Source organism: Roseateles sp. P5_D6, from assembly GCF_054049415.1.
The window spans coordinates 53768-78319 of the sequence record NZ_JBFUMK010000004.1; the positions used below are offsets into that span (position 1 = coordinate 53768).

The 24552-nt window shown below is 67.1% G+C and carries 27 protein-coding genes and 1 pseudogene; 13 read left to right on the forward strand and 15 right to left on the reverse strand.

Annotation, left to right across the window (positions count from 1 at the left end; all coding sequences use genetic code 11):
• The first annotated feature begins 1 nt into the window (after position 1).
• The 6 genes and pseudogenes from ACXJKM_RS06075 to ACXJKM_RS06100 form a co-directional block, all read left to right on the forward strand.
• Positions 2–1471 (forward strand): NCS1 family nucleobase:cation symporter-1, encoded by a 1470-nt coding sequence (locus ACXJKM_RS06075; RefSeq protein ID WP_457350966.1) that lies wholly within the window; start codon positions 2–4, stop codon positions 1469–1471.
• The gene (gene hydA / locus ACXJKM_RS06080) at positions 1468–2919 is read left to right on the forward strand and encodes a dihydropyrimidinase (protein ID WP_457350968.1); all 1452 of its coding nucleotides are present in this window, start codon (positions 1468–1470) and stop codon (positions 2917–2919) included. The genes ACXJKM_RS06075 and hydA overlap by 4 nt, the downstream gene beginning before the upstream one ends.
• The gene (locus ACXJKM_RS06085) at positions 2916–3275 is read left to right on the forward strand and encodes a bleomycin resistance protein (protein ID WP_457320458.1); all 360 of its coding nucleotides are present in this window, start codon (positions 2916–2918) and stop codon (positions 3273–3275) included. Before hydA ends, ACXJKM_RS06085 begins: the two co-directional genes overlap by 4 nt.
• A 9-nt stretch (positions 3276–3284) precedes the next feature.
• A complete protein-coding gene (locus ACXJKM_RS06090) occupies positions 3285–4541 on the forward strand; it encodes a Zn-dependent hydrolase (protein ID WP_457350970.1) in 1257 nt (418 codons plus the stop codon).
• Between the two features lie 5 nt (positions 4542–4546).
• Complete coding sequence (locus ACXJKM_RS06095; RefSeq protein WP_457350972.1) at positions 4547–5632, forward strand: hypothetical protein; 1086 nt, start codon at positions 4547–4549, stop codon at positions 5630–5632.
• Between the two features lie 33 nt (positions 5633–5665).
• Positions 5666–5826, forward strand: a pseudogene (locus ACXJKM_RS06100) (Zn-dependent hydrolase); the annotation flags it as partial.
• A 79-nt stretch (positions 5827–5905) separates the two neighbouring features.
• Here ACXJKM_RS06100 and ACXJKM_RS06105 read toward each other — a convergent pair.
• The 4 genes from ACXJKM_RS06105 to ACXJKM_RS06120 all read right to left on the reverse strand — a co-directional run bounded on the left by ACXJKM_RS06105 (position 5906) and on the right by ACXJKM_RS06120 (position 7164).
• A complete protein-coding gene (locus ACXJKM_RS06105) occupies positions 5906–6097 on the reverse strand; it encodes a GIY-YIG nuclease family protein (protein WP_457350974.1) in 192 nt (63 codons plus the stop codon).
• Complete coding sequence (locus ACXJKM_RS06110; RefSeq protein WP_457350976.1) at positions 6091–6285, reverse strand: type II toxin-antitoxin system VapC family toxin; 195 nt, start codon at positions 6283–6285, stop codon at positions 6091–6093. Before ACXJKM_RS06110 ends, ACXJKM_RS06105 begins: the two co-directional genes overlap by 7 nt.
• 163 nt (positions 6286–6448) lie before the next feature.
• Positions 6449–6691, reverse strand: a complete 243-nt coding sequence (locus ACXJKM_RS06115) for a type II toxin-antitoxin system Phd/YefM family antitoxin (protein ID WP_457350978.1) — start codon at positions 6689–6691, stop codon at positions 6449–6451.
• A 35-nt stretch (positions 6692–6726) separates the two neighbouring features.
• Entirely contained in the window at positions 6727–7164 is a 438-nt protein-coding gene (locus ACXJKM_RS06120) for a hypothetical protein (RefSeq protein ID WP_457350980.1), read from the reverse strand.
• 78 nt (positions 7165–7242) lie between these two features.
• Here ACXJKM_RS06120 and ACXJKM_RS06125 point away from each other — a divergent pair, with 78 nt between their 5' ends.
• On the forward strand, positions 7243–7617 hold the full coding sequence (locus ACXJKM_RS06125) for a MerR family transcriptional regulator (RefSeq protein ID WP_056192111.1): 375 nt from the start codon (positions 7243–7245) through the stop codon (positions 7615–7617).
• Positions 7618–7621: 4 nt separating this feature from the next.
• Here the strand turns inward: ACXJKM_RS06125 and ACXJKM_RS06130 are convergent, their stop codons facing one another.
• The 4 genes from ACXJKM_RS06130 to ACXJKM_RS06145 form a co-directional block, all read right to left on the reverse strand.
• On the reverse strand, positions 7622–8305 hold the full coding sequence (locus ACXJKM_RS06130; protein WP_457350982.1) for a methyl-accepting chemotaxis protein: 684 nt from the start codon (positions 8303–8305) through the stop codon (positions 7622–7624).
• A 107-nt stretch (positions 8306–8412) separates the two neighbouring features.
• Positions 8413–9564, reverse strand: a complete 1152-nt coding sequence (locus ACXJKM_RS06135; protein WP_457350984.1) for a methionine aminotransferase — start codon at positions 9562–9564, stop codon at positions 8413–8415.
• 26 nt (positions 9565–9590) lie between these two features.
• Positions 9591–10052, reverse strand: coding sequence for a hypothetical protein (locus ACXJKM_RS06140; RefSeq protein WP_457350986.1), 462 nt, complete (start codon positions 10050–10052; stop codon positions 9591–9593).
• Positions 10049–10462 (reverse strand): VOC family protein, encoded by a 414-nt coding sequence (locus ACXJKM_RS06145; RefSeq protein ID WP_457350988.1) that lies wholly within the window; start codon positions 10460–10462, stop codon positions 10049–10051. The genes ACXJKM_RS06140 and ACXJKM_RS06145 overlap by 4 nt, the downstream gene beginning before the upstream one ends.
• Positions 10463–10613: 151 nt before the next feature.
• On the opposite strand from ACXJKM_RS06145, the gene ACXJKM_RS06150 reads away from it, so the two are divergent.
• The 3 genes from ACXJKM_RS06150 to ACXJKM_RS06160 are packed head-to-tail and all read left to right on the forward strand — an operon-like array spanning position 10614 to position 12884.
• Positions 10614–11213 carry an RNA polymerase sigma factor gene (locus ACXJKM_RS06150; protein ID WP_457350990.1) on the forward strand — a complete coding sequence of 200 codons (600 nt, stop codon included), beginning with the start codon at positions 10614–10616 and terminating at the stop codon, positions 11211–11213.
• A complete protein-coding gene (locus ACXJKM_RS06155) occupies positions 11210–11719 on the forward strand; it encodes a hypothetical protein (RefSeq protein ID WP_457350992.1) in 510 nt (169 codons plus the stop codon). The genes ACXJKM_RS06150 and ACXJKM_RS06155 overlap by 4 nt, the downstream gene beginning before the upstream one ends.
• A gap of 19 nt (positions 11720–11738) precedes the next feature.
• Entirely contained in the window at positions 11739–12884 is a 1146-nt protein-coding gene (locus ACXJKM_RS06160; RefSeq protein ID WP_457350994.1) for a hypothetical protein, read from the forward strand.
• 3 nt (positions 12885–12887) lie between these two features.
• Here ACXJKM_RS06160 and ACXJKM_RS06165 read toward each other — a convergent pair whose 3' ends face one another.
• The 3 genes from ACXJKM_RS06165 to ACXJKM_RS06175 form a co-directional block, all read right to left on the reverse strand.
• The gene (locus ACXJKM_RS06165) at positions 12888–13952 is read right to left on the reverse strand and encodes a homocysteine S-methyltransferase family protein (protein ID WP_457350996.1); all 1065 of its coding nucleotides are present in this window, start codon (positions 13950–13952) and stop codon (positions 12888–12890) included.
• 130 nt (positions 13953–14082) lie between these two features.
• Positions 14083–14970 carry an alpha/beta fold hydrolase gene (locus ACXJKM_RS06170; RefSeq protein ID WP_457350998.1) on the reverse strand — a complete coding sequence of 296 codons (888 nt, stop codon included), beginning with the start codon at positions 14968–14970 and terminating at the stop codon, positions 14083–14085.
• A gap of 300 nt (positions 14971–15270) precedes the next feature.
• Positions 15271–18264, reverse strand: coding sequence for a hypothetical protein (locus ACXJKM_RS06175; RefSeq protein WP_457351000.1), 2994 nt, complete (start codon positions 18262–18264; stop codon positions 15271–15273).
• Between the two features lie 490 nt (positions 18265–18754).
• On the opposite strand from ACXJKM_RS06175, the gene ACXJKM_RS06180 reads away from it, so the two are divergent.
• The 3 genes from ACXJKM_RS06180 to ACXJKM_RS06190 are packed head-to-tail and all read left to right on the forward strand — an operon-like array spanning position 18755 to position 21836.
• A complete protein-coding gene (locus ACXJKM_RS06180; protein WP_457351002.1) occupies positions 18755–20338 on the forward strand; it encodes an ABC transporter substrate-binding protein in 1584 nt (527 codons plus the stop codon).
• Positions 20335–21234 carry a LysR family transcriptional regulator gene (locus tag ACXJKM_RS06185; RefSeq protein ID WP_457351004.1) on the forward strand — a complete coding sequence of 300 codons (900 nt, stop codon included), beginning with the start codon at positions 20335–20337 and terminating at the stop codon, positions 21232–21234. The genes ACXJKM_RS06180 and ACXJKM_RS06185 overlap by 4 nt, the downstream gene beginning before the upstream one ends.
• On the forward strand, positions 21231–21836 hold the full coding sequence (locus ACXJKM_RS06190; protein ID WP_457351006.1) for a M15 family metallopeptidase: 606 nt from the start codon (positions 21231–21233) through the stop codon (positions 21834–21836). The genes ACXJKM_RS06185 and ACXJKM_RS06190 overlap by 4 nt, the downstream gene beginning before the upstream one ends.
• Here the strand turns inward: ACXJKM_RS06190 and ACXJKM_RS06195 are convergent.
• The 4 genes from ACXJKM_RS06195 to ACXJKM_RS06210 form a co-directional block, all read right to left on the reverse strand.
• The gene (locus ACXJKM_RS06195; protein WP_457351008.1) at positions 21808–22290 is read right to left on the reverse strand and encodes a GNAT family N-acetyltransferase; all 483 of its coding nucleotides are present in this window, start codon (positions 22288–22290) and stop codon (positions 21808–21810) included. The genes ACXJKM_RS06190 and ACXJKM_RS06195 overlap by 29 nt on opposite strands.
• Before the next feature lie 76 nt (positions 22291–22366).
• Complete coding sequence (locus ACXJKM_RS06200; protein WP_457326247.1) at positions 22367–22651, reverse strand: hypothetical protein; 285 nt, start codon at positions 22649–22651, stop codon at positions 22367–22369.
• A 22-nt stretch (positions 22652–22673) separates the two neighbouring features.
• Positions 22674–23441 (reverse strand): hypothetical protein, encoded by a 768-nt coding sequence (locus ACXJKM_RS06205; RefSeq protein ID WP_457351010.1) that lies wholly within the window; start codon positions 23439–23441, stop codon positions 22674–22676.
• Positions 23442–24014: 573 nt separating this feature from the next.
• A complete protein-coding gene (locus ACXJKM_RS06210; protein WP_457351012.1) occupies positions 24015–24410 on the reverse strand; it encodes a pentapeptide repeat-containing protein in 396 nt (131 codons plus the stop codon).
• Positions 24411–24552 lie beyond the last annotated feature (142 nt).

The following is a 24552-nucleotide window of genomic DNA, read 5'->3' on the forward strand; positions in this document are numbered from 1 at the left end:
CATGAACGATCCGACGCTGAGCAATCCTGACCTGGTCCCGACCACGGCCGCCCAGCGGACCTGGCGCTGGTACCACTTTGCAGCGCTGTGGGTGGGCATGGTCATGTGCATCCCGGCGTACACGCTGGCGGCCAGCCTCATCGAGTCGGGCATGAGCTGGAGCCAGGCCGTCGGCACGGTCTTCCTGGGCAACCTCATCGTGCTGGTGCCCATGCTGCTGATCGGCCATGCCGGCGCCAAGTACGGCATCCCATATGCGGTGCTGGCGCGGGCCTCCTTCGGCACGCAGGGCGCGCGGCTGCCGGCGCTGCTGCGGGCGCTGGTCGCCTGCGGCTGGTACGGCATCCAGACCTGGTTTGGCGGCCAGATGATCTACACGCTGGCCGGCGTGCTGATCGGCCACCCGCTCACGGGCGACCCGCTGCCGGGCCTGGGCATCAACGCTGCGCAGCTGGGCTGTTTCCTGCTGTTCTGGGCCCTGCAGTTCTGGTTTGTCGTGCACGGCATCGAAGCCATCCGCAAGCTCGAGACCTACACGGCGCCGATCAAGATCGTCATCTGCTTCGTGCTGCTGTGGTGGGCCTGGGACAAGGCCGGTGGCTTCGGCCCCATCCTGGACCAGCCCTCGGCGTTTGTGGAAGGCGGCAAGAAGGCCGGCCAATTCTCCGCCGTGTTCTGGCCGTCGCTGACCGCCATGGTGGGCTTCTGGGCCACGCTGGCGCTGAACATCCCCGACTTCACGCGCTTCGCCAAGACGCAGCGCGACCAGCTCATCGGCCAGGCCATCGGCCTGCCACTGCCGATGGGCTTGCTCGCGGCGCTCGCCGTGTTCGTCACCTCGGCCACCGTCGTCATCTACGGCAAGGCGCTTTGGGACCCGGTGGACGTGGCCAGCCGCATGACCGGTGCGGCGGTGCTGATCGCGCTCATCGTGCTGCTGATCGACACCGTCAGCGTCAACCTCGCCGCCAACCTGGTCGGCCCGGCCTACGACTTCTCGGCGCTGGCGCCGGGTCGCATCAGCTACAAGACCGGCGGCATGCTGACTGCAGGCATCGCCATCGCGATGATGCCGTGGAAGATCCTTGAGTCCACGCAGGGCTATATCTTCACCTGGCTGATCGGCTACTCGGCGCTGCTGGGGCCGGTGGCGGGCATCCTCATCGTTGACTATTACGTGCTGCGCAAGACCGAGCTGGTGGTGGAAGAGCTCTACCGCGAAGGCGGCCGCTACAGCTACCGCGGCGGCTGGAACATCGCCGCCGTCATTGCCTTCGCCGTCGGCGTCGCGCCCAACATCCCCGGCTTCCTGAATGCCGCTTTCCCGGCGGCATTCCCCGAGGTCGGCGCGGTCTTCAAGGCCGTCTATACCTATGCCTGGTTCGCCGGTCTAGCACTGGCGGCCATGGTCTACGCCGCACTGATGGCCGGCAAGACCCAACCCCAAACGCTCACAAGGCGCGCGACATGACTTCTTCTCTCTTGATCCGAGGCGCCGTCGTCGTCAATGCCGACGCCGAGTCCCGCACTGATGTGCTGTGCGTCGACGGCCGCATCGCCGCCATCGGCGAACGCGCCGCGCGCGAAGCACCGGCCGGCACCACGACGCTGGATGGCACCGGCCAGTACCTGATCCCCGGCGGCATCGACCCGCACACGCATATGCAGCTGCCCTTCATGGGCACGGTGACGCAGGACGACTTCTTCACCGGCACCGCCGCTGGCCTGGCGGGCGGCACGACGTCCATCATCGACTTCGTCATCCCCAACCCGCAGCAGCCGCTGATGGACGCCTACCAGCAGTGGCGCGGCTGGGCCGAGAAGAGCGCTTCCGACTACGCCTTCCATGTCGCCGTGACGTGGTGGAGCGAGCAGGTCCACGCCGACATGGGCACGCTCGTGCGCGAGGAAGGCGTGAACAGCTTCAAGCACTTCATGGCCTACAAGAACGCCATCATGTGCGACGACGAGACGCTGGTGAACAGCTTCAAGCGTGCGCTCGAACTCGGCGCCATGCCGACCGTGCACGCCGAGAACGGAGAGCTCGTCTACCTGCTGCAGGCCGAGGTCGCCAAGATGGGCATCACCGGCCCCGAGGGCCACCCGATGTCGCGCCCGCCGATGGTGGAAGGCGAGGCCGCCAACCGCGCCATCGCGATTGCCGATGTGCTGGGTGTGCCCATCTATATCGTGCACGTCAGCTGCATCGAGAGCGCCGAGGCGATTGCGCGTGCGCGTGCGCGTGGCCAACGGGTCTACGGCGAGGTGCTGGCCGGCCATCTGCTGATCGACGACAGCGTCTATCGCGACCCGTCTTTCGAGAAGGCTGCCGCCTATGTGATGAGCCCGCCCTTCCGCCCCAAGATCCACCAGGAGTTCCTGTGGCGCGGCCTGCAATCGGGCCAGCTGCACACGACGGCAACCGACCACTGCACCTTCTGCGCCGAACAGAAGGCCGCCGGCAAGGACAACTTCGCCAAGATCCCCAACGGCTGCGGCGGCGTGGAAGAGCGCATGGCCGTGTTGTGGGATGCCGGCGTCAACTCCGGCCGCCTCACGCCGAGCGAGTTCGTCGCCATCACATCGGCCAACGCGGCCAAGCTCTTCAATATGTACCCGCGCAAGGGCGTCATCGCCGAGGGGGCGGACGCCGACCTCGTGCTGTGGGACCCGGCCGGCATCAAGACGTTGAGCGCCAAGACACAGTTCTCCAGGAACGACTTCAACATCTTCGAGGGCCGCACGGTGCGTGGCATCCCCAGCCACACCATCGCGCAGGGCCGCGTGGTGTTCGCTCGGGGCGAGCTGCGGGCGGAACAAGGCAAGGGCCGCTATCTGAAGCGCCCGCCGTTCGGCCCGCAGTTCGACGCGGCGGCCAAGCGCGCTGCCGACCTGCAGCCCACCGCCGTGGCCCGATGAACACCCAGACCGTCATCCCGCAGCTGCGCATGACGGACGCGGCGCGAGCGCAAGCCTTCTATATCGATCAGCTCGGGTTCAGCATCGACTGGCAGCACCAGTTCGAGCCCGGCCTGCCCCTCTTCCTGCAGATCACGCGCGACGGCCAGACGATCTTCCTGAGCGGCCACGCCGGCGACTGCGCGCCCGGCGGCGCCGTCTACTTCTGGGTGCCCGACGCCGACGCGGTCTATGCCGCCTTCACGGCCAAGGGCGTGAAGCCCGTCAAGGCCATCGAAGACATGCCCTGGGGTGTGCGCGAGTTCCTGCTCGTCGACCCCGACCACAACAAGCTGCGCTTCGGCACGAAGCTCTAAGGATTCGTCATGGATACCGTCGTCACCCGCCCCGACATCACGAAGCTGCGCGTCAACGGCCAACGCCTCTGGGACTCGCTGATGGAACTGGCCCAGATCGGCGCCACCGAGAAAGGCGGCGTCTGCCGCCTGACACTGACCGACCTCGACAAGCAGGGCCGCGACCTCGTCACGCGCTGGGCGCGCGAAGCCGGCATGACGGTCACCATCGACCAGATCGGCAACGGCTTCATGCGACGCGCGGGCCGCAACAACAGCCTGCCGCCCATCATGACCGGCAGCCACATCGACACCCAGCCCACGGGCGGCAAGTTCGACGGCAACTACGGCGTGCTGGCCGGCATCGAGGTCGTGCGCACGCTCAACGACCACGGCATCGAGACCGAGGCGCCCATCGAGGTGGCCTTCTGGACCAACGAGGAAGGCTCGCGGTTCGTGCCCGTCATGATGGGTTCGGGCGTCTTCGCCAAGGCCTTCACGCTCGAGCATGCCTACGCGGCGACGGACACCGAGGGCAAGACCGTCAAGGGCGAGTTGGAGCGCATCGGCTACATCGGCGATCAAATCCCCGGCGACCACCCCATCGGCGCCTACTTCGAGACCCACATCGAGCAGGGCCCGGTGCTGGAGGACCACGACAAGACCATCGGCGTCGTCACCGGCGTGCTGGGCATCCGCTGGTATGACTGCGTCGTCACCGGCATGGAGGCCCACGCCGGCCCAACGCCCATGGCCCTGCGCAAGGACGCGCTGCAGGTGGCCACCAAGCTGATGCAGGAGGTCGTCGCTTGCGCCCACCGACACCCGCCGCACGGCCGCGGCACGGTAGGCATGGTGCAGGTCCACCCCAACAGCCGCAACGTCATCCCCGGCCGCGTCAAGTTCAGCATCGACCTGCGCAACGCGACCGATGCGCTGTGCGAAGCGATGGACGCCGACATCCGCGCAGTGGCCGCCAAGCTCAGCGCCGAGAGCGGCCTGCCCATCGAGATCACGCCCGTCAGCGCCTACCCCGCCCAACCCTTCCACGCCGACTGCATCGCCGCCGTGCAGAAGGCCGCCGATGCGCTGGGCTACAGCAATATGCGCGCCGTCTCCGGCGCCGGCCACGACGCCGTCTACATGGCCCGCCTGGCCCCGGCCGGCATGATCTTCATCCCCTGCAAGGACGGCATCAGCCACAACGAGATCGAGGACGCCAAGCCGGCGCACATCGAGGCGGGGTGCAATGTGTTGTTGCAGGCGATGCTTGAACGAGCGGGCTGATTGATGTGAGCGCAGGCGCGGGCCGCATCGCGTTGAGGTTCGCCACGCTGGTGCTGGCCTGCCCGCTAGCTGCTTTCGCCGCACCTCCCAGCTGCCCCGAAGTCACAGGCAGCTTCACCGTCAACGGCGACCCCGCCGTCGTCAATGACGCACTGCGAGCGCTCGGTACCGGTGGCGGCGACGCGGCCGGTGCCAGCCTCACGCTGAGCGGCTCGCCACGGGGCACGCTGCGCCTGAGCGTCATGCCGGCTCGGCCCGATCGATTCAGCCGACCCACCGAGTGGACCTTGAACAACCCCGCAGACTTCCGCTGCGAGGGCGGCTGGCTGGTGCTGAGCCGACCCGTCACCGCGTCCCGGCGCGTCAAGGACGGCCTGTTCACCGGTCGCTCCATCGTCCGCCTGGCGCCCGCCGCCGGCGGCGACCTGCAGATCGAGGTGCGCTTCAAGGGCGGGGAAACCACCCGCATCTACAGCTACGACTCGGCCACGATCGACCTCCCACTGCCCTGGTCGCGCGCTGCCGCGACCGACCGACTGGCGTGGCCCGAGGGCCTGGTGGCCGTGTTCAGACCCGAGCCGGCGGCGGTGGCGGAGCCCGCCCGCGTGGCGGAGGCGCGCCGGCTGCTGGGCAGTACCGGGCTGCGGGTGGGCAACATCGTCGCGGATGAGACGGCCGTGCGCGCCAAGGTCTCGGCCACGCCGCGGGACCTGGTGCGCCTTGAAGACAAGTTGCGGGCGGCGGGGGTGGCCTATGAAGTCCCGGCGTCGCCGGTACAGACCGCCAGCGCCTACGTCGTCGACCTCGTGCTGCCTCAGCGGCCCGGTGCCACAAGCCAGCCCAGCCGCCAGTGGGTGGAGCAGGAGTTGACGTCTTGGCGGCACCCGTCCGCGGATGTGAACAAGGTCGACTGTCGCGACGGCGCCTGCATCGCACAACTCGGCCTGAGAAGCGGCTTGAGCGCCGAAGACGCCGTGCAGCGGGTGCGCTCCATGAGCCAGGCCTTCAGCGACGTGCGCGTGCTACCCGGCACCGAGCGAGCCCTCAGCCCCAGCCTGCGGGTCGTCGATGTGCAACTGCGGCCCCGGTAGGCGGCAAGAGCAGGCCCGGCCGAGCCCTTCCACGCCGTCTGCATGGCCCGCCTGGCGCCGGCCGGCATGATCTTCATCCCCTGCAAGGACGGCATCAGCCTCAACGAGATCGAGGACGCGAAGCCGGAACACATCGAGGCGGGTGCAATGTGTTGTTGCAGGCGATGCTGAGTTCGGACCGAGCAAGGTCCTGAGGACCTTGCGACGCCTAACGAAGGACTCGCCCTGTCTCGCAGGGCGAGGCATGGAGCGTGCGGGCCGAAGCGCCACCCTTCACATGAACTTGCGGCGCTTGAATGCCCGCAGGTCCAGCGCGAACCATTCGCCGTTGGTCTGCTTGGACGCGAAGCGTCTGTGCCAGTACGCCTTGATGCCAGCAGGGTCGTCCGTCTGAATGGCGTGAACCTTGGTTCTTGTCGAGACTTCAGTCCTCAACCCGCGGCGAGTCGCGCCCAGCCTCACCACAACATCCCCACCCCAAACCCCGCCAACGCCCCATCCCGGCTGACCAGCGTGGCCTGCTCCAGTTCGGCCTGGGCGGCCAGCATGCGATCAAAAGGGTCACGATGTTCGGCCGGATGGCTGCCGGCGCGCAGTGCATGCGCAGCCTGCATCGGCATGAGTCGGAAGCCGTCCGCCGCGACCAGTTCCATGAAACGGCTGCTCGCCTCAGGCACGCCATCGAGCTTGCCCAGGCACTGGCGGCGCTGACCCAGATCTCGTTGGCAGGATCAGCAATCGCCATGCGGGCGGCGGGGCTGAGCTGGGGATCGTCCAGCCACCACCAGAGCAGCGCGTGGGTATCCAACAGCAGCTTCATCGCCCGTTCCATGCATCGAGTTCGGCATCAAGCAGCGCGTCGAAGAAGCTCGCGTCCACCTGTGCGCCGGGTCGCTTGAGCCGGCCGGGTTGGCGCTGCCCGGGCTGCGTGGCCAGCGGCATCAGCCGCGCATAGGGCTTGCCGGCCTTGGACAGGACGATCTCCTCGCCGGCATGGGCTTTCTCCAGCAGGCGCGAGAAATGGGTCTTGGCGTCGTGGACATTGACCGTTTCAGACATGGCCTGCCTCCTTATGCGGCACGATTTTGACTAAGTTACCGGACTAAGTCCGTACGAAATGCAGCGCCCCGAGGCCCCTGCCGTACCCACCAGCCCTGCACCACCGCCCACGCCACCTCCGGCACGATGAACAGCAGCAGCACCGGCGCCCCGGACTGCATCCAGGCCCACCCCATCCAAACGCCGAACAGTACCCGCGCCGCCGCGTCATAGCGGCCGAACTGCTGCGTCGGACCGCGCAGCCGCAGTACCGCCCAGACCATCACGACGCTGCCCATCAGCACCGCGAACAGCGTCTGCATCGGGTCGAAAGGCGGCAGCGGCTGGCCGCCCAGGGCTTGGTTGATGGCGCTCAGCTGCGCCCGGTTCAGCTCGAAGGTCCAGGGCGTCGCAAAGGGCGCGGTGACGATGAGGTCGTAGAGGGCGCTGAACCAGACGACGCGCAGGAAACCGGAGTTGCTGAAGGCAGGCATGGAGAGGCATGAAATGGGGACGTGCACACATGCTCGACCTTGGACCACACTCCAAGGTCAAGCTATTTCGGATGCCCCATGCTCATCGGCACCCTCTCCACACTGACCGGCCTGAGCCGCGACAGCCTGCGCTTCTACGAGAAGCGCGGGCTGCTGCAGGCGCGCCGCGCTGACAACGGCTACCGCGACTACCCCGAGGAGACCGTGCAATGGCTGGGCTATGTGCGCACGGCCCAGCAGCTGGGCTTCACGCTGACCGAGATCGCGGCCGACATGCCCTTGCTCGCCCAGGGTGAAGAGGCCGGCCCGGCGCTGCGGGCAGCGCTGGCGCGCAAGCTGGCAGACATCGACGCGCGCATTGCGGCGTTGCAGGGGCTGAGGGCCGAGCTGTCCATGCGGTTGGCCGAGACTCCCGAGACAGGCGCGAGCTGCCCGCTGCGACCTACCGCCTGACCGATCAAGCCACCGCGCTTCTCACGGCCTCGCGCACGAGGCCGTCCAGCTTGCCGGTGATCTGCGTGAACTCGCCCGACACGACCGCGAACTCGCGGCCCGATGTTCCCGCCCGCGCCGCGACGACCTGCGCGTTGAAGGACACGATGCGCGCATGCCTGGCGATGAGCTCGATGTCGCCCATGACGGCCGTCAGCTGTTTCTTGGCCGAGGCGGCCTGCTGGCGGGCGAGGTCCTCATAGATCTGGGTCAACCGGTTCAGCGTGGCGAGCAACGGCGTCGCGGCCTCGACGAGTTCCTCAAGCAGGGCCGGTGCGCTGTGTGCGCTGGCCGAGATGGCCTCGATGGCGCGCCGGGCCAGTTCGATGAAGCCGACGATGCGCTCGTTGGCGCGGTCAGGGCCGAAATAGGCCTGTTTCAGCTCGCCGCCCAGCGCGTCGGGTGACAGCTCGCCCTGCAGCAGCGCGCCATGCGCGTCGCCGAAGGTGGTCAGTGCGTCGCGGGCAATGGTCAGTGCACCGTCGCGGCCCTGCGAGGCGAGCACTGCATAGAGCACGACGCGCTGCGACGTGAAGCGGCGGCGGCCCGACAGGTTGATGGTCTTGCCGAACAGCTCGCCCGCGGTCTGCTTGGGTGCAGCAGACGCCCGCTTTGGTGCATCGGTAAGCGCACGCGTGTGGTGCAACATGAAGGACTCCGTGAACTGGTTCTCGACCGACGCCTCGTACAGCGGGCGTGCCGGTCATGTGACCTCGGGTTTGCACGGAGCGTGCCAGCGCCAGGGACGGGCGCCCTTCAGCGGGGCAAGCCGCGCTGCAAACGCTGCGTCGCCAGTGCCAAGGTCTCGTCCCGCTTCGCAAAGCAGAACCGCACATGCCCTCGCTCCTGCGGCTGCTGGTAGAAGACCGACAACGGGATGGCAGCGACGCCGACCTCGGTGGTCAGCCATTTGGCGAAGTCCAGCTCGGGCCGATCCGACACCGCGCTGTAGTCCACCGTCTGGAAGTAGGTGCCCTCGCAGGGCAGCAGCTTCAGCGGCGTGGCTTCCAACGCGGCGCGGAAGCCATCGCGCTTGGCTTGATAGAAGTCGCTCAGGCCTTGCCAGGGGGCCGGGTTGGCGAGGTAGGCCGCGATGGCGTGCTGCGTCGGCGTGTGGACCGTGAACACCGTGTACTGGTGCAGGCGCCGGAAGGCCGCGCTCAACGCTGGCGGCGCGGCGACGAAGCCGACCTTCCAGCCCGTTACGTGAAAAGTCTTGCCAAAGCTGCTGACGAGGAAGCTGCGCTCGCGCAGACCCGGATAACGCGCCACGCTCTCATGCGGCGCGCCGTCGAAGACCATGTGCTCGTAGACCTCGTCGCTGACGATGAAGAGGTCGTGCGCTTCGGCGATGCGCTCCAGCTCGCGCAGGTCCTCGGCGGTCGCGATGCGGCCGCTGGGGTTGTGCGGTGTGTTGATCACCAGCGCCCGCGTGCGCGGCGTGATGGCGGCGCGTACCGCCGTCCAGTCGATGCGGTAGTCCAGAGTCATCGGCACGCCGACGGGCACCGCGCCGGCCAGGCGGATGGCCGGGTCGTAGCTGTCGTAGGCTGGCTCGATGATGATGACCTCATCACCTGCGCCAACGCAGCTGTGCAACGCCGTGATCAGGCCTTGCGTGCCGCCAGCCGTGATCGTGATGTCGCGGTCCGCGTCGTAGGCCGAGCCGTAGAGCGCATTCAGCTTGGCGGCCACGGCCTGGCGCAGCGCCGGCACGCCGGTCATCGGCGGGTACTGGTTGTGGCCGGCGGCCATCGCGTCGGTGACGGCCTGCATGAGCGCCGGGTCGGCATCGAAGTCCGGGAAGCCCTGGCCGAGGTTGACGGCGCCATGCTCGGCGGCCAGGGCCGACATGACGGTGAAGATGGTGGTGCCGGTGTTCGGCAGCTTGGTGGGCAGGACGGGCATGGCGGCAATTCTGCCGGCGCCAGGTTTCAACGCACTGGCGGGCCCAGCAGACAACGCCGCGCCGCCAGCGCGATGGGCAACCCGAAGACGAAGCAATGCGCCGCAATCGCCGCCGCATCCAGCTTGGGTGGCCAGAACGGCGTGTGCAGGGCCGACAGCGGCAGCACGACGTTGTTCATGCCGAAGTAGACGACAAAGCCGTAGGCCAGGCCGGCGGCGGTCGCATTGCGCAGCAGGACGGGCAGGCGCAGCGCCACCACGCAGAAGATGGCGGCCCAGATCCATGCGATGCCGTAGTGCAGCGCCACGCCCAGCGCAAAGGTCTCCGGCCCGCCGCCAAAGGCCGCCTCGCGGCCGATGAGGCCGGCGGCGACGCCCTGGAAAACGCGCAGCTTCATGCCGTAGTAGCTCAGCGCAAAGATCAGGTCGCCGGTGCCGGCCAGCAGGCCGCCCCAGACGATGGCGCGGGTCAGTGGTTTCATGCTCATGTGATGCTCCCGGGCGGGCCCTTGAGTTCGACGACATTGCCTTCGGGGTCGCTCAGATAGATGGACGGCCCCTCGCCTTCGGCGCCGTAGCGGCTCTCGGTCTTGCCGGCTTCGACACCGTGAGAAGCCAGGTGGGCACGGATGGCTGCCGCGTCGAAGGGTTCGACGCGCAGGCAGAAGTGGTCCATGTTGCGCCCCTCGGCGCCGGGCGCTGCGCCGCCCATGCGGCCGAGCTTGCCGGCCACCGGCACGAGGTCGATCAGCGAGTGGCCGGCGCGCAGTTGCACCAGGCCGATCTCGTCCTGGCGGCGCTCGATCGAGCAGCCCAGCGTGTCGACGTAGAAGCGCACCATCGTGTCCAGGTCGATGACACGCAGCACGAGGTGGTCAATGCCTTGCAGCTTCAACATGGCGGCGTTCTCCTTTTTTCGGTGCGCAGCATCATGCCGCGCCGGGCCTGTGCTGAAAGTGACGGCGGGTTTGTCCGGAGTAACGAAAGGGCCTGCCCACGCTCAATAGAGGCATGCAAACCCCGCAGGCCCTCACACCATGCTGCCCGGAATGAGCTGGCTGACCCGCCTCGGCTTTGTCGCGCCGGCCGCTTCGGCGTCAGGGGACGAGGCCGCCCTGATGGCCCGCGTGGCCAATGGCGATGCCGATGCGCTGGCCCTGCTCTACCGGCGCGAGAGCGGCTCGGTCTACCGTTATGCACTGGCCCTGGCCGGCGACGAAGCGACGGCACTGGATGCCGTGCAGGAGGCTTTTGCCCAGTTGCTGCGCGGCCCGCAGGCCTACCAGCCCGGCCGCGGCTCGCTCGGCGCCTACCTCGCCGGCATGGCCAGGCACCAATTGCTGACCCAGTGGCGCGACGCACGCCGCCACGTGTCGCTGGACGACTCGCTCGACACCGACGACACCGCCGAGCCCATGCCGGGCAGCGACACGCGCTTGAATCAAAACCAGCAGCAGGATGGCCTCTGGGCCGCCATCCGCCGGCTGAGCTGGCCGCAGCGCGAGGCCATCGTGCTGGTGGACCTGCAGGAGCGCAGCTACGACGACGCCGCGGCGATTGCCGGTGTCAGCGCCGACGCGCTGCGCACCCGCCTGCACCGCGCCCGCCAGCGGCTGGCCGACCTGCTGGCCGTGGGAGAACGACCATGAGCATCGACAACGACACGCCAGCCTGGCTGCGGCTGGCCCGCGCGGACTTTTCCAAGCTGCAACCCGGCGCGGAACAGGACGCCACCGTACTGGCCCGCCTCACCGAGCAGCAGCACCTGCAGCGCGCGCGCCGCACGGCGGCCCAGACGGCAGAAGCTCATGAGCCGCGCTGGCTGCGCCGCCTCGCCTGGGGCAGCGGCGCACTCGGCGCCACGGCCGCCGTGCTGTTGAGCGCCATGCTTTTGCTCGACCCGCCGGGCAGCCAGACCGCCCAGGCCGCCACGGCCGGCAGCGGCTTCATCCCGCTGGTGTCCGAGCGCGAGTTCCAGGCCGCGCTGACGGCCGGACGCAGCGCCGCCGTGTGGCTGCAGCCCACCGAACTGCCGCGCGAGCGCCTGGCGCTGCTGGGCCTGCCCTTTGACGCCGCACGCGCCGACGAAACGGTGCGCGCCGAACTGATGCTGAACCCGAGCGGCCAGGTGCTGGCCGTGCGCATCCTGAATTGACTTGACGACGGAGAACGACATGAAGACATCCATCACCGGCCTGGCGCTGTTGGCCCTGGCGGCCTCGGCCACCGCGCTGGAGGCCGACCGCCTGATCGAGCGCGATTTCGAACGGGATATCGAGCGCAGCGTGCAGATCGCCCTGTCCGACATGCCCGTGCGCATCGCTTTGGGCGACCAGGCCTTGAGCTTCGCCGGTCGCGAGCTGGAGAGCGAGCGCGTCGTCAGGGGCGCGCCCTACTGCGCCACCGCCGTGCACGAGAACGTACAGACGCTGGGTGACGGCAACCGCATCGTGCGCAAGCAGCAAAGCCAGCTCTGCCGCGACGGCGAGGGCCGCACTCGCCGCGAGGTGCAGCGCGAAGGCGGCCCCAAGGTCATCTACCTGAACGACCCGGTGTCCAAGGAGAGCTGGGTCGTCTACCCCGACCAGAAGCGCGTGCAGCGACTGCGCAGCAACGCGGCCTGGGCGCCTGGCGCCGACGCGGCGGCCCATGCCGCCTGGGAAGCTTCGATGCAGGACTGGGGCGAGCGCATGAAGGAACAGGCGGCGCGCTGGAAGGAATGGGGAGGTCGGGTCGCCGAGCGCGCCCGCAGCGTGGATGCGGAGCGCGTGCGCGCCCGGGCGATGGCCGGTGAGCCGGGCATCGTCATCGAGCAGGAGCTGATGACAACACCCGCACCGGGTGCCAGCGCCGTCGAGCGTCGCCGTGAGCTGCGCGTCATCCGCGCCAGCGAATTGCCCGCGCCGCCTGCCATGCCCGCCCCACCCACACCGCTGATGGTGCCCACGCCCCCTGTGCCGCCCATGCCGCTGCTGCTGCCTGGCATGCTGCCGCGCGAAGGCGGCACGACGACGGCGCTGGCGCCCAAGGAGATCGACGGTCTCAAGGTCACCGGCGAGCGCACCACCTGGACCATCGAGGCCGGCAAAATCGGCAACGAGAAGCCCATCGTCAGCACCCGCGAGGTCTGGCGCAGCCCCGAGCTGATGCTGACCGTGCAGAGCCGCGACGCCGACCCGCGGATGGGCGAACAGAACTACCGGCTGGAGAAGCTCAAGCGGGGTGAGCCCGACCCGGCGCTGATGAAGCCGCCGGCGGAATTCAGCGAGAGCCCGCGGCGCAGCGCCAAGCCAGCAAGCGCGCCGAACCGCGCCTCCTGAGGCTCAGGCCGCCGCCAGCATCTGGCTGAAGAACTTCTCGCCACTGACGCGCGGCTTGTAGGCCGACACGGCCTTGGCAATCGCCGCGATGTGGTCGGGCGTCGTGCCGCAGCAGCCGCCGGCGATGTTCAGGAAGCCGGCCTTGGCGAACTCGCCCACGAGCCGCGCAGTCACGTCCGGCGTCTCGTCGAAGCCGGTGTCGCTCATCGGGTTGGGCAGGCCGGCGTTGGGGTAGCAGCTCACCGCCACGTCGCCCGCCACCTTGGACAGCTCCTCGATGTAGGGGCGCATCAGCGTGGCGCCGAGTGCGCAGTTCAGGCCGATGGCGATGGGCCGGGCGTGGCGCACCGAGTGCCAGAAGGCGGTCACCGTCTGGCCGGACAGGATGCGGCCGGAGGCGTCGGTCACCGTGCCGGAGATGATGACGGGCAGGCGCTCGCCGGTGTCTTCCATCAGCTCGTCCAGCGCAAAGATGGCGGCCTTGGCGTTGAGCGTGTCGAAGATGGTCTCGACCAGGAAGAGGTCGCATCCGCCTTCCAGCAGCCCCTTGGCCTGCTCGTAGTAGGCGGCCCGCAGGGTGTCGAAGTCGACATTGCGCGCGCCCGGGTCGTTGACGTCGGGGCTGATCGACGCGGTGCGCGGGGTAGGGCCCAGGGCGCCCGCCACATAGCGCGGCTTGTCGGGCGTCGAGTACTTGTCGCAGGCGGCGCGGGCCAGCTTGGCGGCCTCGACGTTCATCTCGTAGGCCAGGCCGGCGAGGTCGTAGTCCTCCTGGGCGACCGAGGTCGCGCCGAAGGTGTTGGTCTCGATCAGGTCGGCGCCGGCGGCCAGGTACTGCTCGTGGATCTCGCTGAGCACGTCGGGCCGCGTGAACATCAGCATCTCGTTGTTGCCCTTCAGGTCCTTGTGATGGTCCTTGAAGCGCTCGCCGCGGTAGTCGGCCTCGACCAGCTTGTAGCGCTGGATCATGGTGCCCATCGCACCGTCGAGCACGGCGATGCGTTGCTGGAGCAGGGCGGGCAGGCCCTGGGCGCGGCTGTACTTGGGGGTTTGGGCGATGGACTTCATGGCGCTATTTTCGCTGGCTCCTGGCGCGTGAACCGTTGACGCGCAGGAAACCCTGATTTGCGAGCATTCCTACGATAGGAATCAACGCGCCAAGACCATGTCGCAGCTCGGGCAATGGCCTCGAAAGCCCTTAATCCTCGTTGAAAAAGGCTTGCGCCTCGGCCAGCACCACCTCGGGCACTTCCTCGGCGATGTAGTGGCCGCTGTCAACGGCGCGGCCGCTGACGTGTTCGGCCGCCGCCTGCCAGAGCTTGAGCGGGTCAAAGCAACGACCCACCACGCCATTGGCACCCCACAGCACGCGCAGCGGCGGGGTCACACGCCGGCCCGCGGCACGGTCGGCACGGTCGTGTTCGAGATCAATGCCGGCGCTGGCACGGTAGTCGGCGCAGACGCCCGCGGCCGAACCCGGTCGCACCATACAGCGCTCGTATTCCGCCCAGGCCCGCTTGTCGAAGAAGCCGCTGCCCCGCCGGCCCATGCCGTCGCGCAGATAGGCGATCGGATCAGCCTCGATCAGGCGCTCCGGCAGCGGCGCCGGCTGGATCAGGAAGAACCAGTGCCAGTAGGCACGCGCAAAGGCCTCGGTCGTGCCCTCGTACATGGCCAGCGTGGGCGCGATGTCCAGCAGCATCAGTCTTGTCACAGCCTGGGGGTGGTCCAGCGCCAGCCGGTGGGCCACCCGCGCGCCGCGGTCATGGGCGAGCACGGCGAAGCGCTCATGGCCCAGGGACTGCATCAGCGCGATGGCATCCCGCGCCATTTCTCGCTTGGCATAGGCCGCGCTGCCCTCACCGGCCGGTGGGCGGTCGCTGTCGCCATAGCCGCGCAGGTCCATCAGCACGATGCGTCGCGTCTTCGCCAAGGTGGGCGCAACCCGGTGCCACATCGCCATGGTCTGCGGGTGGCCGTGCAAAAGCAGCAAGGGCGGTCTGCCGGATGCCGACGGGCCGCCCTGGCGGGCGAACAGCGTGACGCCGTCGCGCTGAACGGTTAGCGGTTGGAAGTCGGCCCACATCGTGGACCGATTCTGCCGCCACCTTCAGTTGTCCGCGGCGCAGTGCCGGTGCCGCAGCCGACGGGGTCGACATCTTGCGGGCCGAGCGCTGGGCCGCTCCCGAGCCGGCCCGCGCTGGCGATGTGCTTGCGGTTCGATGCCGCAAGCATCGCCGTCCCCCCCGGGGGCTGAGGCCGGACACATGGCGCCCAGTGGGCGCCATGTGCCTGCCGAAGGGCTGCGGCACTGCCGCAGCGCGGTCTGCAAGACCGGTCGGTCGCACCGCGTTCAGCGGTGTGCGGCCGGACGAGGGGCTGCATGTCAGGCCGTGCGCAGGAAGTAGAGGTTGGCGCTGCCACGCGTCAGCAGCACGAAGCCACGCAGAGCCGGCACGTAGCGCATGCGGTTCTGCAGGCCGCTGCCGTTGTCGGGGGTGGGCGCGATCTTCTGGCTGCCGCCGTTGAGCAGGCTCATGTCCCAGACATTGCTGTCATTGGGAGTGACGACATAGACGCGGCCCGCCGCTTCGCCCTGGCCGCTGTAGAACAGGAAGCGGTCACTGTCCGGGTCATAGTCCATCGCCGCATAGCTCGGCTTTTCGTTCTGCCATTGCGTCAGCGCGCTGCTGGCGTTGAATGTGACGGCGATCTGCTGGCCGCTGCCCAGCGGAACGCGGCTGGCCACCATGCGCTGCGGGTCGAAGCCCTGGCCGTCGCCCCATTGCAGGCAGAACATCTGGTTGCGTCGCGCATCGAAGGCGATGGGCCAGCGCACCGCGTCACCCACGGGGTTGGTGACGAGGTCCGTCCACTTCTTATCGACGGGCGACCACTTTTTCAGGCCAGTGCTGACAACCTCGCCGGTCGCGCGGATCTGCGCAGCACCGTAATAGCCCGAGGGCATGTCGGCCCAGGTGCCGGCCTTGTCCCAGGTGTTGGTGTCGAGGTTGAAGGCGTCGACCTTGGCAAAGTCCCAGGATGAACCGTACACACCGCGCGCACCGAACAGCATCAGGCGGTTGATCTGCGGAATGAAATGAGCCGTGCTGTAGAGATGGCGCGACGACGGCATGCCATCGGTGTAGTGGGCAACGTTCTGCGCGTAGCTCTTGCTGGCCGCCAGGCGCACCTTCCAGGTCGGCGTGTCCGACGCGAGGCTGATGGAGACGACGCGGTTGTCGTAGGAGTCGGTGTGGCCACCGGCCGCCGCGATGATGATTTCGCTGGTTCGGTCGTTGATGGCGATGCCGCTGTAGGCATCGACTGCCGCGCCGCCGGCGCCAGCCGTGCCGGGGATCTCGAACCAGGTGTTCAAGGGCTTGCTGGCCAGCCAGCTTGGAATGACCCGCGCCGGCGCCACCGACCAGACCGGCGCGCTGTTGAAGGCATCTCGCAGCGCCGGATAGTTGCTGGCCGAAATGAGGCGCTGGTAGGCGGTGGCGGCGCCGTCGACGCCATGCCTGACTGCATAGGCCATGGCCGTCGTCAGGTTGCCCCATGCCGCGCGATCACCCGGCATGATCTCACCGGCCAGCTTACCTTCCACGGTGCCAAACCAGGCGGGCTGGCTGGCGTAGCTGGCCAGGTAGACAGCTGCATCGTTGAGATGCCAGGGGCCCTTGCCGGTCTGGAAGTCGGGCACCGCAACAGGCGAAATGCTCATGGTGTAGACGGCCGCGTTCACGTACCAGAAGCCGGTGACCGGCCCCAGGCGCATGACGGCGCTGCGCGCCTTCCAGCGGAAGAAGGCCGCGTGCTTGGTTTCGACGGCCGCCGGTACCGGCAGGCCCATGGACAACGAGTAGCCGAAGGCGGCGGTGACGAAGTCCTGCTGCCAGACCGCACCGAACTGCATGGTGTTCTCGTAGCCTTCGCCCGGCTGGATCCAGCCATAGGGGTTGTTGGGCTGGGCGACGTAGACGGCGTGGAAGTTCTCGATGTTGGACTGCACGCAGTTGATGAACTCCTGGCGCAGCGTGGTGTCGTCGTCCGGCGTCACGTTCAGCGCCTGAGTCAGAGCGCGCCACTGCCACGCAGCGGAACGGGTCTGCCAGCCGCCGAAGCAGGACTGCACCAGGCCTTGCGAGCCACGGCGCATATTGGGCTCGTCGGCCTTGCTCAGGTAGTTCAGCGTGGCGGCGAACTGCACCTGCTCCATGAAGTACCAGCGCCCCGTGACCAGATAGGCCATATAACCCACCGAGGGGCTGTGGGCGCAGTCCCAGCGCGGCGACTGCGTGCCGGTGGGCTGGGGCGTGAACTGGCTGCGCGTCGAACTGCCGAGGTCGCTGACGCGGCTGTCCTTGTGCAACACCAGGTTGGGGTACTGGGAAAAGCGGATCGGGCGCTGCGTCTTCTCGTCGCGGTAGAACAGCGGATAGCGACCGGCGGCGAAGCCGTTGCGCACGACGGCCGCATAGGTGTTGCTGCTTTCGCAGGTCAGATAGAGCGCGTCATGCATCGGCAGCAGGCCGATGGGTTCCTGGTAGCCGGTGGCCGCCATGGAGTCACCTGCGTAGGTGAAATTGGCCTTGTCCAGCGGCGTGTAGCTGGTCACCAGCCACTGGGCGACGGCGCCATTGGCGTCCACGCGGGCGCTGTAGGTCGGCACCTGCTCGGTGGCCTGCAGATAGGCCAGGTCATGGCGCGGCGTCACGTCGGGGTCGGTGCCTAGCCAGTAGGACAGGGCCGTGCCGTTGATCAGCGCCGTGCGGCAATGGTGGGACAGGTCGATGGTGGCCGAGAAACGCTGCGTGCCATTGATCTTGAAGGTGTAGGTCGCCGCCTTGCTGGTCGGGCCCGCCACCATCAGGTAGCCGTTCTCGATCCAGGGCAGGATCTCGACGGCGCCGCCGGCGAACAGGCGCACCTCCAACCAGGCCACCAGGTGAGCGTCACTGCCCACCGGCTTGCGGAAGACCCAGGACGACATCTGCGCGCCACTGACCCAGGTGGCCTGCGGCGCATCCCAGTCGGCAGCGCCAAAGCTGGCCGTGCCGAGGCTGCCGGCGCCAACCTCGGCGGTGATGCCAGTTTTCTTCAGGTCCGCAACGGTCAGCAGCGCAGCGCTGCCAGCGCTGGCTGCAACGCGACGCAGCCGCACGGTCAGCAAGCTGTTGGCCGTCAGGTCGGCAAAGCCGGCGATCTGGGCGAACTTCAGGGAGCCGTCAGGCCAGGTCGTACGTGGTGTGACCTGCAACACAGACAGGCTAGAGCCCACCGTGCTGCCCGCCGGGATGTCGCCGCGCTTGAAGGCGAAGCCCAGGCTGAAGGGCGCCTTGGCTTGCGTCTTGGTACTGACCAAGCTGAACTGCATCGCGCCAGTAAACAGGCCGAGCGTCGGAGTGGCCACAGGTGCGGGGGCCGGAGCTGGAGCCGGGGGCGGAGCCGGAACGGGTGCGGGGGCAGGAGCGGTCGTGGGCAGCTTGATCACCGAAGCAGTGACGGTCGCTCCGTCCGACGCAGTCGCCTCGGCCATGGCCTCTCCCCCTCCACCACCGCAACCGGCCAAGGGAACAGCTCCGCCAAGAGCGGCTGAATACTGGAGGAATTTACGGCGCTGGGGGTCAGTCATGGAAAAGCAATCCTTAGCAGCGAACGTCGCTGCACTTCGGTACTAGGGGGGTGGCCTAGGGGGCGGAACGGATTCTGATGGCAGGCCCTGACGGGACCGTGGCTAAACGTTACGAACTAGGGGGCGCGGAGGGTATAAGTTTGGGTTATGCGTCTCGACCTTCACCGCCCTTGCCGCGACGGGTCGTGCTCCAAACAATTCCCGCCCGTTCTCCCTCTGAAAAGCCACCGTCATGAAGCCCCTGCACTTCGCCCTGCTGACCCTGGTTGCGCTGGCCAGCGCGCCTGCGGTGCAAGCCCAAAACAAGCCGCTGATCTACTGCGCCGACGCCAGTCCGGAAGGTTTTGACCCTGGAATGTGGGACAGCGCTAGCACCAACACGGTCAGCGCACAGATGTTCGACGGGTTGCTTGGCTTCAAACGACCCACGACGGAGCTGACCCCCAAGCTCGCCACAAGCTGGGAAATCTCGCCCGACGCGAAGAGCTTCATTTTCAGATTGCGGGACGGCGTGAAGTTCCACACCACCCCCTGGTTCAGGCCCACCCGCAACCTCAATGCAGATGATGTGCTGTTCACTTTTCAACGCTTCATCGACCCCAACCACCCGTTCAACAGGGCGTTTCCGGCAAATTTCATCTACCCGCAGAACCTTGGACTGACCAAGCTGATCGAGGGCATCGACAAAATCGACGACCGCACAATTCGTTTCCGGCTTCGTCAGCCCAATGTGACATTCGTCGCAAACTTCGCCTTCGCCTGGGCGGGCATCCAGTCCGCCGAGTACGCCGCGCAGCTACTGAAGGAAGGAAAGGCCTCGCAAATCAATGTGCAGCCGGTCGGCGCGGGGCCCTTTCGCTTCAAAAGTTATGCCAAGGACGACGTGCTGCGTATGGAAGCGCACCCAGATTACTGGGGCGGCAAGCAGCCCACGTCGAATCTGGTCTTCAGCATCAGCCGTGAGCCCAATGTGCGCGTGCAGAAGATCGCCGCCGGCGAATGCCATGTAACGGCAGCCCTGCGCGACGTCGACATCGCCCCGCTGGCGAACAACGCCAACATCAGCATCGAGAAGATCCAGGCGCTCAACATCTCCTACCTGAGCTTCAACCTGAAGAAGCCGCCCACCGACAAGCGCGAGGTGCGCGAGGCCCTGGACATTGCCGTCGACCGCGACGCCATCTTCAAGGCCCTGTTCCCGCGCGGCGACGCCATGCAGGCCGTCAGCGCCTTCCCGCCGGCCATCCCCGGCTACAACAAGAAGCTGAAGAACGAGTTCGACCCGGCGAAGGCCAAGGCGCTGCTGGCCAAGGCGGGCTTTCCCAACGGCTTCGAGATCGACCTCTGGGCCCTGCCCGTGCAGCGCCCGACCAACCCGAACGGCCAGTTGATGGCCCAGCTCATCCAGCAGGACTGGGCCAAGATCGGCGTGAAGGCGAACATCAAGACCTTCGAATGGGGCGAGTACCTCAAGCGCGCCAACAACGGCGAGCACAACGTCTACATGAGCGGCTGGAGCGGCGAGACCGGCGACGCCGATGACTTCCTGACGCCCAACCTGAGCTGCGCGGCCAACAAGAGCGGCATCAAGTTCTGCAACGCCGAATTCGAGAAGCTCATCGACGAAGCCCGCGCGACGCCCGACCAGAAGAAGCGCGTCGCGCTGTACGAGAAGGCCCAGGAGATCTTCAAGCACGAGCGGCCCTGGATCACGATGGCCCACTCCACCGTCTACATCCCCATCCGCAAGGACGTGGTGGGCTTCAAGATGGCGCCCAACGGCTCAGTGAACTTCGAAGGGGTGTATCGCAAGTGAGGCTGCGCCACATCGAAGTCTTCCACGCCATCATGCAGGCCGGCACCATCAGCGGTGCCGCCCAGCTGTTGCACATCTCCCAGCCCGCCGTGACCAAGGTGCTGCAGCATTGCGAGCTGCAGCTCGGCATGGCCCTGTTCGACCGCGTGCGCGGCAAGCTCTACCCGACGCCCGAAGCCCAGCGCCTCTTCGTCGAGATCGACAAGCTCAACCGCGATCTCGTCGGCATCCGCCGCCTGGCGGCCAACCTGAAGAGCGGCGAGAGCGAGCAGGTGCGCCTCGTTGCCACACCAGCCCTCGCGATGGCCATCGTGCCGGCCGCGATGACGCCCTGGTGCAAGGCCTACCCGAACGCGAGCTGCTCGCTGGCCACCCATCACACGCGCGAGATCGTCTCGGCGCTGCTGCTCGGCGAGGCCGACCTGGCCCTGTCGCTGCAGGACCCGCGCCATCCCGGCATCAAGGCCGAGGTCATCGCCAGCGGCGCCATGGTTGCCCTGTGCCCCTTGAGCAGCCCCGAGGCCAAGGGCGAGGGGCCGCTGGGCCTGGCCGACATCCGCACCGAGATCGTCGGCCTGCAGAGCGACGACCCGCTCGCCGGCCTGCTGCACCACGCCGGCGAGGCCCTGGGCCAGCCGCTGGCCAGCCGCATCACCGTGCAGACCTACCAGCTCGCACGCGCCCTCGTCGAGGCCGGTGTGGGCATGACGCTGGTGGACCCCTTCACCGCCGCCAGCGCCGACGCCAGCAAGGTCCGCGTGCGGCCGCTGTCACCCACCGTGCCGGTGCAGCTCTATCTGCTCAGCGCCGCCAGCGCGCCGCTGGGCCAGGCCTCGCGCCGCCTGGTCAAGTTCATCACGGCCGCTGCGCACGAACACCTTTCTCGACTGCCGTGATTCGCATCGAAGACATTGCCTCGCATTCGGACTTCCGCCCGCTCGCGTCGCTGCAGCACGGCATCGCCGTGGATCTGCGCTACGCGACGGCCGACAACTTCGTCGGCCATTCCGTTTACGCCGGCATCGATTGCGCCTGGCTGCGCCGCGAGGCCGCGGACGCGCTGGAGCAGGCCGCCGCCTGGCTGCATGAGCGCCGCCCCGGCTACCGCCTGCTCGTGCTGGACGCCCTGCGCCCCCAGCGCGTGCAGCAGCGCCTGTGGGACGAGCTGCAGGGCACGCCGTTGACGATGTATCTCGCCCACCCCGAGCGCGGCTCCATCCACAGTTTTGGCATGGCCGTGGACCTGACGCTGCTCGACCCGCAAGGCCGCGAGGTCGACATGGGCAGCGGCTTCGACGAGATGACGCTGGCCTCCCACCCCGACCACGAGGCCGAGCACCTGGCCCTGGGCGCGCTGACGCCCGAACACCTTGTGGAGCGTGGCTGGCTGCGCGCAGCGATGCGCGAGGCGGGCTTTCACGGCATCACCACCGAGTGGTGGCATTTCGACTTCGGCGACCGCGTGGCGGTCAGGCGGGATCTGCCGCGGGTGCTTTGACGTCGATGCGCTTCTCCATGAAGACGCTCAAGGGATCGTCGGCATAGCCGCCGTAGGGCCCGCGGCGAACGTAGCCGCATCGGGCATACAGCGCCAGCGCTTCGAGCTGGTAGGGCCCCGACTCCAGCGTCACCAGCCTGCAACCCCGAGCGGCCGCTTCGGCTTCCAGCTCGGACAGCAGCCGCTGGGCCAGCCCCTGGCCACGTGCCGCCGGGCTGATGAACATGCGCTTGAGCTCGCCGAACTCCGGGGTCAGCACGACTGCGCCGCAGCCCACGGCCCGCCCCACCGTATCCCGGGCCACGGCGAAGACGACGTTCGGCTGGGTCAGCGAAGCCAGGTCCAAGGCATACCGGGCTTCGGGCGGATAAAGGGTGTCCTGGTAGGCGTCCAACTCGGCGATGAGGGCGATGACCTCCGGCTGGTTGGCAGATTCAAAGGTGATGCTCGTCAAGCAAATGGCTCCATGGCTTGTAGGGAAGGCATAACTCGCCTGACGCGCCGGTCTGCGTCACGGCCTGCTCACTCAGTTAGGTGGTGGGCCCAGACATCATCCATTCCGATGGCGCGATGTCATAGGAGTCTTGTGCACAGGCAACGGCCTCCTCAAGGGTTTCATGCCAGGTATCGGCGGCATAGCGCCCATCCAACGAATGGCAAACAAGCAAGAAGTTCTTGTTTCCATCGTCTGTGATCTCGAATCGAAACTCGATCTCCAGCGCGTTATCGTCATCAGGATCTGCGGGCGACCACCCACTGTTTGGGTGCCCGAGGATGCGTACCGCTCGGCGAGCGATGGTTGCGTAGGATTTCATTGATGCGCTCTGACGTGTGAGCTCAGCGGACGGCGAGGCCGTCCGCTGCAGTGCCCGGTTGGGCCACACGGATGGCAGTGACCACGCATGTTGCAGTAGACCCATTGAAGGGGGCCTTCAACTCTTGCTCGACGTGGTCAATCTCAACTTGAGCGTCAAGCATAAAGTGCTGCGTAGCCTCTAGCGCGGGGATAAGACAGCCCCAGTTTGAAGATGCTCCGCCCGATTCACGCAGTTCGATTTCGGGCCAATCGCCGTGGTGGCCGGGCCAGAAATGAATGACGGTTCCGCTGGTCGTGTTTGTTGGCAGCGATCCCTTGTCGACTTGCTCCCACCAGTCAGCCGAGCCGACGAGTCCATGAGTCTGCTTCAGCCCATGGGGACCATCCCCTTGCGAGGCAGCCTGCATGCTCGCCAAGCCGGGATCGCTTCTCAAAGAGTAGACGGTTCTCATGGCGCCCAACGTCCGCTGCAGCAAAGGGTTGTCCGGCATGCGCCACCCAGTGGCGACCCCGTTCTGCGCAATAACAACGAAGCCGCTGAACTCGCGATCAGCAATGCGGATCTCGCCTTCCCCGATGTGAGTTGCCGCGAAGCGGGCGGCCTCGCCGATGGGCAACAGCGCACCCAGCTTCCGATGGACTTCCACCAATGCCTCTGACGAGCGAACGTACTCAGTCAGGAGAGCTTCGATTTGGTCGCTGTCGGCGACGACCGCCCATTCCCGACGTGCATGTCCGATCGGCGGAAACTTTTGCCTCATCAGGTCGTGGACGCGCCGCGTGTTCATGCTGGATAGCGTGCAAACTCAGCGGACGGCAAAGCCGTCTGCTGCAGTGAAAGGTTAGGCGGCAGGCGTGAATGAGGATTTAGCAGCCGCATGAGACTGGCCAGCAGAAGATGACATTGACGCGGAGAAGATACCCTGCCACGACGGGCCCTGAGAAGCAAACGAGCGCTAGAAGGGCGAAAACCCACCCATCGACTCTTGCCTTCCAACCCGTTCGGACCTTGGTTCGGGACCACACCCAGGCGCCGGGAAAAGGGGACTGACCGGAACGAAGCGTCAGGATTGCGGCGCGCGAGGCTGAGAAGCCCGCCGATAGGAACAAGAGGACGAAGGCAATGATGATGCCGCGATACCAAGGCAGTGACTCGCATGTGGGAAGACCCTTGACGAATTCCATGAATGGATCCCACCAGCGATCCATGGCGACAGACAGAGCGATTCCGAAGACCACGCACAGCGCCAGCTTGACGCGACTCGCGATGGTCGGTTCGATGAACTTGGCTTCCATGCCGCCTAACGCGCGAGCTCAGCGGACGGCGGAGCCGTCCGCTGCAGCGAAAGGTTGGACGGCATTCATTGCCACTCCCACGACGGCAGTTCCGCACCATCGGGCAACTCGCAGCCGTAGAAGGTGGCGCCTCTGACCTTAACGCCTCTGAGGACGGCACCCGTTGCCCTGATCGACTCGATTGAAGCGAGCTCGAATATGGCACCCGTGAGGTCAGCGTTGGAGAAGTCGGCGCACTTGACGTTGCATTCCCGAAAGCTCGTGCCGCGCAAACTGGCGCCAGCAAAGTTGGCGCTGTGGAACCACGAATGCTTTTCAAAGTCAGCGCCATCTAGCTGCACGCCCGACAGATCGGCGTCACTCAGATCGGTTTCCGGAAAGCAGCGCTCTCCCGCGGCGTAGCGGCTTTCAAGCTCAGCCCGAGTTTCTGGTGGTCGATAGTCGTTCGCGCGTTCAGGCACGGATGTAGCCATTGCTGTTCAACGTGGAAGGTGAGCGGCGCCACGCAGTGGCGTCCGTTCTAGTGGCAGGTTCTCTGGAGCTTCTGCGGGGCACTTTCCGACGGGGTTTAGCTCACCACTCTGTGCGCAAAACAGCCTACGC

Excerpts from the sequence above, each read along its gene's own strand:
- ACXJKM_RS06200 (WP_457326247.1), bottom strand. The coding sequence starts at position 22,651 with ATGAAATCCTACGCAACCATCGCTCGCCGAGCGGTACGCATCCTCGGG.
- ACXJKM_RS06090 (WP_457350970.1), top strand. The coding sequence starts at position 3,285 with ATGGATACCGTCGTCACCCGCCCCGACATCACGAAGCTGCGCGTCAAC.
- ACXJKM_RS06170 (WP_457350998.1), bottom strand. The coding sequence starts at position 14,970 with ATGTGGGCCGACTTCCAACCGCTAACCGTTCAGCGCGACGGCGTCACG.
- ACXJKM_RS06145 (WP_457350988.1), bottom strand. The coding sequence starts at position 10,462 with ATGTTGAAGCTGCAAGGCATTGACCACCTCGTGCTGCGTGTCATCGAC.
- ACXJKM_RS06125 (WP_056192111.1), top strand. The coding sequence starts at position 7,243 with ATGCTCATCGGCACCCTCTCCACACTGACCGGCCTGAGCCGCGACAGC.
- hydA (WP_457350968.1), top strand. The coding sequence starts at position 1,468 with ATGACTTCTTCTCTCTTGATCCGAGGCGCCGTCGTCGTCAATGCCGAC.
- ACXJKM_RS06120 (WP_457350980.1), bottom strand. The coding sequence starts at position 7,164 with ATGCCTGCCTTCAGCAACTCCGGTTTCCTGCGCGTCGTCTGGTTCAGC.
- ACXJKM_RS06140 (WP_457350986.1), bottom strand. The coding sequence starts at position 10,052 with ATGAGCATGAAACCACTGACCCGCGCCATCGTCTGGGGCGGCCTGCTG.
- ACXJKM_RS06085 (WP_457320458.1), top strand. The coding sequence starts at position 2,916 with ATGAACACCCAGACCGTCATCCCGCAGCTGCGCATGACGGACGCGGCG.
- ACXJKM_RS06150 (WP_457350990.1), top strand. The coding sequence starts at position 10,614 with ATGAGCTGGCTGACCCGCCTCGGCTTTGTCGCGCCGGCCGCTTCGGCG.
- ACXJKM_RS06115 (WP_457350978.1), bottom strand. The coding sequence starts at position 6,691 with ATGTCTGAAACGGTCAATGTCCACGACGCCAAGACCCATTTCTCGCGC.
- ACXJKM_RS06110 (WP_457350976.1), bottom strand. The coding sequence starts at position 6,285 with ATGGAACTGGTCGCGGCGGACGGCTTCCGACTCATGCCGATGCAGGCT.
- ACXJKM_RS06175 (WP_457351000.1), bottom strand. The coding sequence starts at position 18,264 with ATGCAGTTCAGCTTGGTCAGTACCAAGACGCAAGCCAAGGCGCCCTTC.
- ACXJKM_RS06075 (WP_457350966.1), top strand. The coding sequence starts at position 2 with ATGAACGATCCGACGCTGAGCAATCCTGACCTGGTCCCGACCACGGCC.
- ACXJKM_RS06180 (WP_457351002.1), top strand. The coding sequence starts at position 18,755 with ATGAAGCCCCTGCACTTCGCCCTGCTGACCCTGGTTGCGCTGGCCAGC.
- ACXJKM_RS06205 (WP_457351010.1), bottom strand. The coding sequence starts at position 23,441 with ATGAACACGCGGCGCGTCCACGACCTGATGAGGCAAAAGTTTCCGCCG.
- ACXJKM_RS06165 (WP_457350996.1), bottom strand. The coding sequence starts at position 13,952 with ATGAAGTCCATCGCCCAAACCCCCAAGTACAGCCGCGCCCAGGGCCTG.
- ACXJKM_RS06130 (WP_457350982.1), bottom strand. The coding sequence starts at position 8,305 with ATGTTGCACCACACGCGTGCGCTTACCGATGCACCAAAGCGGGCGTCT.
- ACXJKM_RS06160 (WP_457350994.1), top strand. The coding sequence starts at position 11,739 with ATGAAGACATCCATCACCGGCCTGGCGCTGTTGGCCCTGGCGGCCTCG.
- ACXJKM_RS06155 (WP_457350992.1), top strand. The coding sequence starts at position 11,210 with ATGAGCATCGACAACGACACGCCAGCCTGGCTGCGGCTGGCCCGCGCG.
- ACXJKM_RS06135 (WP_457350984.1), bottom strand. The coding sequence starts at position 9,564 with ATGCCCGTCCTGCCCACCAAGCTGCCGAACACCGGCACCACCATCTTC.